General features: G+C 71.2%; 7 protein-coding genes. 3 read left to right on the top strand and 4 right to left on the bottom strand.

Features of this window, described 5'->3' with window-relative positions; genetic code table 11:
• Window positions 1-131: 131 nt before the first annotated feature.
• The 4 genes from ACFV6D_RS28430 to ACFV6D_RS28415 all read right to left on the bottom strand — a co-directional run bounded on the left by ACFV6D_RS28430 (window position 132) and on the right by ACFV6D_RS28415 (window position 3339).
• Entirely contained in the window at window positions 132-533 is a 402-nt protein-coding gene (locus ACFV6D_RS28430) for a YccF domain-containing protein (RefSeq protein WP_380561599.1), read from the bottom strand.
• A gap of 173 nt (window positions 534-706) precedes the next feature.
• Entirely contained in the window at window positions 707-1234 is a 528-nt protein-coding gene (locus tag ACFV6D_RS28425) for a hypothetical protein (RefSeq protein WP_380485686.1), read from the bottom strand.
• Window positions 1231-2934: an alpha/beta hydrolase gene (locus tag ACFV6D_RS28420; RefSeq protein ID WP_380561597.1), complete on the bottom strand. Its 1704-nt coding sequence runs from the start codon at window positions 2932-2934 to the stop codon at window positions 1231-1233. Before ACFV6D_RS28420 ends, ACFV6D_RS28425 begins: the two co-directional genes overlap by 4 nt.
• A gap of 3 nt (window positions 2935-2937) precedes the next feature.
• A complete protein-coding gene (locus ACFV6D_RS28415) occupies window positions 2938-3339 on the bottom strand; it encodes a hypothetical protein (protein ID WP_380561595.1) in 402 nt (133 codons plus the stop codon).
• A gap of 198 nt (window positions 3340-3537) precedes the next feature.
• Here ACFV6D_RS28415 and ACFV6D_RS28410 point away from each other — a divergent pair, with 198 nt between their 5' ends.
• The 3 genes from ACFV6D_RS28410 to ACFV6D_RS28400 all read left to right on the top strand — a co-directional run bounded on the left by ACFV6D_RS28410 (window position 3538) and on the right by ACFV6D_RS28400 (window position 7892).
• The gene (locus ACFV6D_RS28410) at window positions 3538-3948 is read left to right on the top strand and encodes a DUF6153 family protein (protein ID WP_380561593.1); all 411 of its coding nucleotides are present in this window, start codon (window positions 3538-3540) and stop codon (window positions 3946-3948) included.
• A gap of 98 nt (window positions 3949-4046) precedes the next feature.
• Window positions 4047-5651, top strand: a complete 1605-nt coding sequence (locus ACFV6D_RS28405; protein WP_380561591.1) for a multicopper oxidase family protein — start codon at window positions 4047-4049, stop codon at window positions 5649-5651.
• A 237-nt stretch (window positions 5652-5888) separates the two neighbouring features.
• Entirely contained in the window at window positions 5889-7892 is a 2004-nt protein-coding gene (locus tag ACFV6D_RS28400; protein ID WP_380485701.1) for an amino acid transporter, read from the top strand.
• Window positions 7893-7957 lie beyond the last annotated feature (65 nt).

The raw sequence follows: 7957 nt of genomic DNA, 5'->3' as shown, positions 1-7957 counted from the left end.
TTACGCTGCCTCACACCCCCCCCCCCGCCGCAGTGCCGCCGGCCCCTCCTACCAAACGACGGACGGGGCGGGGGCGTTGTTTCTCTCCCCCCCCCCCGGGGCCGTTTATCCTGCGGCTGCTTCTCGAACGGCTACCGGGCGCCCCAGGCCTTGTCGGTGGCGACGACCTCGCGGCCGAGCGGCATGAGGGAGATCGGGATCATCTTGAGGTTCGCCCAGCCGAACGGGATGCCGATGATCGACAGGAACAGCGGGATGCTGGTCACCAGGTGCGCGATCGCCAGCCACCAGCCCGCGAAGATCAGCCAGATGACGTTCCCGACGCAGGACGCCGCCCCGGCCCCCGGCTTCTCCACGGTCGTCCGCCCGAACGGCCACAGTATGAAGCCGGCAATTCGGAAGGACGCGACGCCGAACGGGATGGTCACGATCAGCACGCAGCAGATAATTCCGGCGACGGTATAGGCAATGGCCATCCAGATACCGCAGAAGATCAGCCAAATGACATTGAGGACGAACTCGATCACCTTCATGGCCGACACCTTCTCACGGCTGCTGCTCGGGGTTCCACGATTCAGCCATGCCCGCGCCCGGGCGCGTCTACGCCCTTAGGGGACGTTCCTCGGGGTTTGTTCCGGGGTCGGCGCGGGCGGACGTGCAGGGGCCGCACCCTGCGGAGGGTGCGGCGCCGGTGCGGCGGCTCGGATCAGGCCGGTGGCGTGCCGTCGGGCCAGACGCAGGGGGAGCTGACGGTCAGCTTGAGAAGGCGGCTCGAATCCGTGGCGCCGTCCAGGACGGCGAGGAAGTTGTCCTTGGGGTTCTTCAGCTTCACCCAGCCGGGATGGAAGTCGGGCGGGTCCTCGACCGGCTGAAAGCCTTGTCCCGTCAGGTAGACGCGGAAGGCGTCCGCGACCTCCGTCCTGCCGGACAGGGGGAGGTCCTCGAAGTCGTATCCCCGATGGGTCTGCGTCCTGCCGTGCGGGCCGATGTCGTTGGCGTCGCATTCCATGTCGAAGAAATCGCCCGAGCTCGCCGTCGGCTTGACCGGCAGCTTGGCCAGGGTGTCGGCGAGGTAGGTGTCGATCTGCTTCTTGGCCTGGTTCAGGGTGATCGTGGGCTTCGACCGCTCGTTCAAGGTCTGCACGCCGCAGCCGTTCAGGGCCAGTACGGTGACCGCGAGTGCAGCGGCGGCGGTGACCCGCTTGATCAGTGGGGCGTGCTCGGTGGTGCTCATGAGGCCCGCTTTCCGGCGATGATCTCCCCCATGGAGGTCAGGGTGGGCGAATTCTCGTTCCAGTAGTCCGAGTGCCCCGCCTTGGGGTCGGTGGGCAGGATCTGCGCGCCGAACTGGGGGACGGTGGTCTGTCGGCCGTGGATCAGGTGGTGGTCACCGTCGCCGAGGCCCCACGAGCTGGCGACGTTGTCGACGATGTTGTCCGTCATCCCGCCGGGGTCGGTGGCGGCGGCCCAGCCGATCGCGTCGGCCGGGCTCTGCGCCACGTACACGCGGGACGGGTCGATGTTCAGGTCCTTGGCGTTCTCGACGCCGCAGCCGGGGCTGGCGATGAGGACGACGTTGTCGACCGGAAGGCCCTTGTCCCGCATCGTGTAGCCCACGGTCGTCGTGCCGTAGCTGTGGGCGAGGACGGTGTTGTTCGACAGCTTCCCTTCGTGCGTGGCGTGCAGCCCGGTCTCGAAGGCGTGCAGCTTGTCCTCCGCGTTCTTCGCGTACTTGTCGTCCGCGGCCTCGGGGATGATCGTCTGCGGAGCGTCGTAGCCGACCCAGGTGATCGACGAGGTGGTCTTCGAGTTCTTGTTGGCGGTGTTGGCCGACTGGACCATCAGGTCGGAGCGGTTGATGTCGCTGCCGATGCTGCCGAGCCGGGCGCCGGTGCCGGGCACGTACGTCGACACGTTGTCGGCGGTGTCGGGGTTGTTGGCCGCGATGATCGCGTGGCCCTTGCCGTTGGTGTCGAAGCCCAGCAGGAAGGTGGGCGGGTGTTCGGCGTTGACCGGGGTGTTCAGCCGGTTCTCGATGGCCGTCACGCCCTTCAGCTTGTCTTCGAGGTCGTCGCGCTTCTGCTTCCACGCCGTGTAGTCGGGGTTCTGGACGGGCCCGCCGTTGGTCTCGGCGACGGACAGGTAGTGCTTCGGCTCCGGGCCGAGGCCGTCGAGCTGGTGTTGGAGGTCCTGCCTGCCGCGCTGGAGGTTGATCCGGTTGGCCTGGTCCCGGGCGAGCGCGGGGACGCCGTCGAGGGCGCCGACCTGGTCGGGGTGGTTGAGGATCATCCGGTGCTGCTGCTCGTCGGTCAGTCCGTTCCACCAGCCCTTGACGCTGTTCGGGTCGGTGCCGGCGGCGGGGACCTGTTCGAGCGCGTTCGCGGCGGCCAGGTCGGTCTTCGCCGTGGCGGCGTCGAGTCCGGTGCCGTCGCTCGCGTTGCCGGCCAGGTGGGCGAGCCGGGCGCTGATCGTCTGGTCCGCGTGGTCGGCCTCGGCGAGCGCGGCCGTGATCCGGCTGCTGATCTGCCGGGCCTGCGACTCGGCGTCGGTGCCGGCGAAGGTGGCGGAGCCGGGGTCGTTGTCCCAGGTGATCCCGCCGTCGGCGGCGACGGTCAGCTTGTGGGTCCTGGCGTCGTCGAGGGCGTTGATCAGGTGCGCCTGGGCGGCGGCGAAGCCCTCGGCCGCGTCGTACAGGGCCCTGCCGACGAGGCCGATCTCCTGTTGGGCGGCTTGGAGTTCGTTCTCCAGGAGCTGGATCCGGGCCTGGGCGTGACCGGCGGCGTTCCCGGTCCACTGCGAGTGGTTCAGCCGGTCGACGACCTCGTGCTGCCAGTTCTCGACGTGCTGGCCGAAGGCGGTGGCCAGGGTGTCGAAGGCGGTCTTCGCGGTGGTGAGGTTGATGAGGTCGGCGTCGTGGAGGGTCTTGATGTCCATCGCTTACGCGGCCGCCTTCGCGTCGGCGGGCTTCACGGGGCCAGGGACGAAGGTCGTGTTGAAGGGGTCCGGTTCGTCGGGGACCGGTGCGGCCGGGTTCCGCATGCTCCCGTGGATGTCCTTCTCGACCTGGCGGTAGTAGGCGGCGGACGTGGCGAGCTTGGTGCCGACGTCGCCCATGTCGCCGCCGAGCTTGTCCAGCAGCGTCTTCCAGTTCGTGCCGCAGTTCTGGATGGCGGCGGCGGTGAGCCAGCCCTTCAGGCCTCCGGCGGCCTGGTTGCACGGGTCGGTGATCTTCGCGGTCTCGCCCGGTATGAGTCCGCCGATGTGCTGAGCGCTCTGTCCGCAGCCGTCCAGTTCGGCTGGGTTGACCTTGAACTCCAAGGCCAGATCAGGATCTGCCATGTCTTTCCCCCCGTTGATGAGCCCCGGACCGGCGTGCCGCCCGGGTCCGTGTCGACAAACTGCTGACGGATGCTAACGGATCGATCTTCGGCGGCGGGGAGGGCAGGGGCCGGGCGACCTGCCCCGGCGCGGCCGGGGGCTGTGACTCGGGATACCCTGCGGGGGTAACTGGTGGCGGGATCGGTCGGGAGGTGGACGATGGCGGAGCCGCGTCCGGCCGTCCCCCGGGCCCTGCGCCTGCTGCTCCTCGCGGCGCTCCTGCTCGGCATCGTGGCGATGCACACGCTCGGCCATCCGACCGCCGGCGGGCACGGGGCGGAGCACGGGGCAGACCACGGGCCGGCGCGGCACGCCGTGAGCGCCGGTCACCCGGCGGGCGCCGAGGAGACGGTGCACACCGCAGCGGCCGACGGCATGGATCCGATGACGGTGTGTCTGGCCGTCCTCGCCGGCTGGACGTTGCTGCTCCTCATCGCCGGCCCCCTGCTGCGGTACAGCGGTGACGTCGCCGCCGAGGTGAGGGCCCGGCTGCTGCGGGCCGTTCGCGCGCTGCCGCCGCCCGGAGGCGGGCGGATCCTCCTCGCCCGGTTGTCGGTGCTGCGTCAGTAGGCGTGTTCCGGCCGCCCCGTGTCCGCGCCCCGGCGCGGGCGGGACGGCCGTCGCGACGTCCTGCTCACCCACACCCACCGCACGAGGTGCACTCCGTCATGCGCACACCCACCCGTCGTACCGTGCTCGGCGCGGCGCTCGCCGCCGCCGGCACCGGTCTGCTCGCCGCCTGTTCCGCCGATCCGATGAAGGGCATGGACCATGGGGGCGCCGCCCCCACCACCCCGGGCGGCTTCGTCGCCCCCGGAGGCCCCGAGGTCGCCGCCGCCGATGCTCGGCGAGGGCCCGGGCCGGAGCGCAAGGTCGCGCTCACCGCCACCGAGACGACGCTCGACCTGGGCGGCCGCACCGTCCGCAGCTGGGCGTACGGCGACCGCCTGCCCGGCCAGGAGGTGCGCGCCACGGTCGGCGAGACGCTCGCCGTCAGTCTCGCCAACCACCTGCCGCAGCCCACCTCGTTGCACTGGCACGGCCTCGCGCTGCGCAACGACATGGACGGCGTGCCCGGGCTCACCCAGGACGCGGTGCGGGCGGGCGCCGGCTTCGAGTACCGCTTCGCGCTCGCCCACCCGGGGACGTACTGGTTCCACCCGCACTCCGGTGTCCAGCAGGACCGCGGCCTGTACGCGCCGCTGATCGTCGAGGACCCGAGGGAGCCGCTGCGCTACGACAAGGAGTGGGTCGTCGTCCTGGACGACTGGGTGGACGGGGTCGACGGCAGCACCCCGGACGCCGTGCTCGCCGAACTCGCCCGGGGCATGGGCGCGATGGACCATGCGGGGATGGACCACTCGGCGACGGGCGGCCACGACATGGCGGCCATGGGCGGCACTCCAGCCGGCACCCCGAGCGCCGCCCCGCCCACCGCCGCCGGCCCGTCCCGGATGCTGATGGGCGCCCGCAGCGCGCTGCTCGGCGGCGACGCGGGCGACGTCGGCTACCCGTTCCACCTGGTCAACGGCCGGCTCGCCACCGCGCCCGAGACCTTCACCGCCAAGCCCGGCGACCGGGTCCGGATCCGGCTGATCAACGCGGGCGGCGACACCGCCTACCGGGTCGCGCTGGGCGGCCACGAGCTGACCGTCACCCACACCGACGGCTTCCCGGTCGAGCCGGCCACCACCCAGGCGTTGCTGCTCGGCATGGGCGAGCGCTACGACGTGCTGGTGACCGTCCAGGACGGAGTGTTCCCGCTGACCGCGCTCGCCGAGGGCAAGAACGCCGCCGCACTCGCCCTGCTGCGCACCGGCGGCGGCGCCGCGCCGGACGCCTCGGTGCGCCCGGCGGAGCTGGACGGCAGGCTGCTCGGCGCGGCACAGCTCAAGGCCGACCCGAGCGTGCGACTGCCCGCCAGGGCGCCGGACCGGACGGTGCGGCTGGAGCTCACCGGCGGCATGGCGAAGGCCGACTGGGCGTTCAACGGCCGCCGGTACGACCCGGCGCAGCGCTACCCGGTGGCGGCGGGGGAGCGGGTCCGGCTGGAGTTCCGCAACACCACGAGCATGTGGCACCCCGTCCACCTGCACGGCCACACCTTCGCGCTGCCCGGTGACGGGCCCCGCAAGGACACCGCGATCGTGCTGCCGGGCGCGACGCTCGCCGTCGACTTCGACGCCGACAATCCGGGCCTGTGGATGGTGCACTGCCACAACGTCTACCACGCGGAGACGGGCATGATGACCGTCCTCGGCTACCGGGCCTGACCTTCGCGGCACGCGGCGTCGGGGCGGGGGAGCTGCCCTGTCCCGGCGCCGCGCGGCCGGCCCGTCGGCGCCCGGCCGCGGGCGTGCCGCCACCGGGCGCACCACCCGCCGCGACCTGCGGAGCAATGACGTTTTCTTAACGCGGGGCGATGACGCGTCCTTAACGCCGGTCGCATAGCCTGTCGCACTGCCGTCGCCCGACGGCGCTTTTACGGGGTCTTTAACAAGAGGTGCAAGGTGGTTTCGTCGGGTTCGACGGAGGCGGCGACGGCGGAACCGTCGTCGGCGCGAATACGGTTGCGCGGCTGGCTGCTGGAGGGCGTGTCGGCGGACAAGCCGGCCACCGGGGAGGCCGGCCAGGATGGTTCGCAGGGCGGCGCGCAGGCGGGGGACTCCGGCGCGCACAAGGGCCAGCGCTGGTGGCGGGTGATGTGTCTGACCGGCCTGGACTACTTCTCCACGCTCGGCTACCAGCCGGGCATCGCCGCGCTGGCCGCGGGCGTGCTGTCGCCGATCGCGACGATCGTGCTGGTGATCGTCACCCTGCTGGGCGCGCTGCCGGTCTACCGGCGGGTCGCGCAGGAGAGCCCGCGCGGTGAGGGCTCGATCGCGATGCTGGAGCGGCTGTTGTCGTTCTGGAAGGGCAAGCTGTTCGTCCTGGCGCTGCTCGGCTTCGCGGCGACGGACTTCCTCATCACGATCACCCTGTCGGCCGCCGACGCGAGCGCGCACCTGGTGGAGAACCCGCACCTGACCAGCGTCCTCGGCGGCAAGCAGGTGCTGATCACGCTGATCCTGGTCGCGCTGCTCGGCGCGGTGTTCCTGAAGGGCTTCAGCGAGGCGATCGGCCTGGCGGTGGCCCTGGTCGCGGTCTACCTGGTGCTGAACGTGGTCGTGGTGGCCGTCGGCATCTGGAAGATCATCGAGGCGCCGCACGTGGTCACGGACTGGACCAGTGCGCTGACCGCCCAGCACGGCAACCCGGTGATCATGGTGGGCGTGGCGCTGGTGGTCTTCCCGAAGCTGGCGCTCGGCCTGTCCGGCTTCGAGACCGGCGTCGCCGTGATGCCGCACATCGAGGGCGACCCGGACGACACCGAGGAGAAGCCCACCGGCCGGATCCGCGGCACCCGCAAGCTGCTCACCACGGCCGCCGTGATCATGAGCTGCTTCCTGATCACCACCAGCTTCATCACCACCCTGCTGATCCCGGCCGACCAGTTCAAGCCCGGCGGCGACGCGAACGGCCGCGCCCTCGCCTACCTGGCCCACGAGTACCTGGGCGGCACCTTCGGCAGCGTCTACGACCTGTCCACCATCGCCATCCTCTGGTTCGCCGGCGCCTCCGCCATGGCGGGCATGCTCAACCTGCTGCCGCGCTACCTGCCCCGCTACGGCATGGCCCCGCACTGGGCCCGCGCGGTGCGGCCGATGGTGATCGTGCTGACCCTGATCGGCTTCCTGGTCACCTGGCTGTTCGACGCCAACGTGGACGCCCAGGGCGGCGCGTACGCGACCGGCGTGCTGGTGCTGATCAGTTCGGCGGCCATCGCCGTCACCATCGCCGCGTACAAGGCGAAGCAGCGGGGCTGGACCACCGCCTTCGCGATCATCGCGGCGATCTTCCTGTACACCACCGTGCTGAACTGCCTGGAGCGGCCGGACGGTCTGAAGATCGGTGCCTGCTTCATCGCCGGCATCATCCTGGTCTCGCTGCTCTCCCGGCTGCGCCGCGCCTTCGAGCTGCGCGTCACCGATGTGGTGCTGGACGACGTGGCGGAGCGTTTCGTCAGGGACTACGCGCACCGCCCGCTGCGGCTGATCGCCAACGAGCCGACCCACCGCGACGTCGCCGAGTACCGCGACAAGATCCGCCAGATCCGCGCCGACAACGACATCCCCGGTGAGGACGACCTGGTCTTCGTCGAGGTGACCGTCCGGGACGCCTCCGACTTCGAGACCGAGCTGACCGTGCGCGGCGAGGTGCTGCACGGCCGCTACCGGGTGCTGACGCTGGAGAGCTCCAGCATCCCGAACGCGATCGCCGCGCTGGCCCTCACCATCCGGGACCGCACCGGGCAGCAGCCGCACCTCTACTTCGAGTGGACCGAGGGCAACCCCTTCGCCCAGTTCCTGCGGTTCTTCCTGTTCGGCCAGGGCGAGGTGGCCCCGGTCACCCGCGAGGTGCTGCGCGAGGCCGAACCCGACCGCAGCCGCCGCCCGCGCGTCCACGTCGGCTGACGCTCCGCCGCACAACGTCCTGCGGCGCGGGGGCCCGGCGCCCGGCGGCGCTCGCCCGCGCGCTC

Source organism: Kitasatospora sp. NPDC059812 (assembly GCF_042732075.1).
Lineage (GTDB): Bacteria > Actinomycetota > Actinomycetes > Streptomycetales > Streptomycetaceae > Kitasatospora.
Note: the sequence above shows the minus strand (reverse complement) of the source record. Positions and strands in the feature narration are given on the sequence as shown.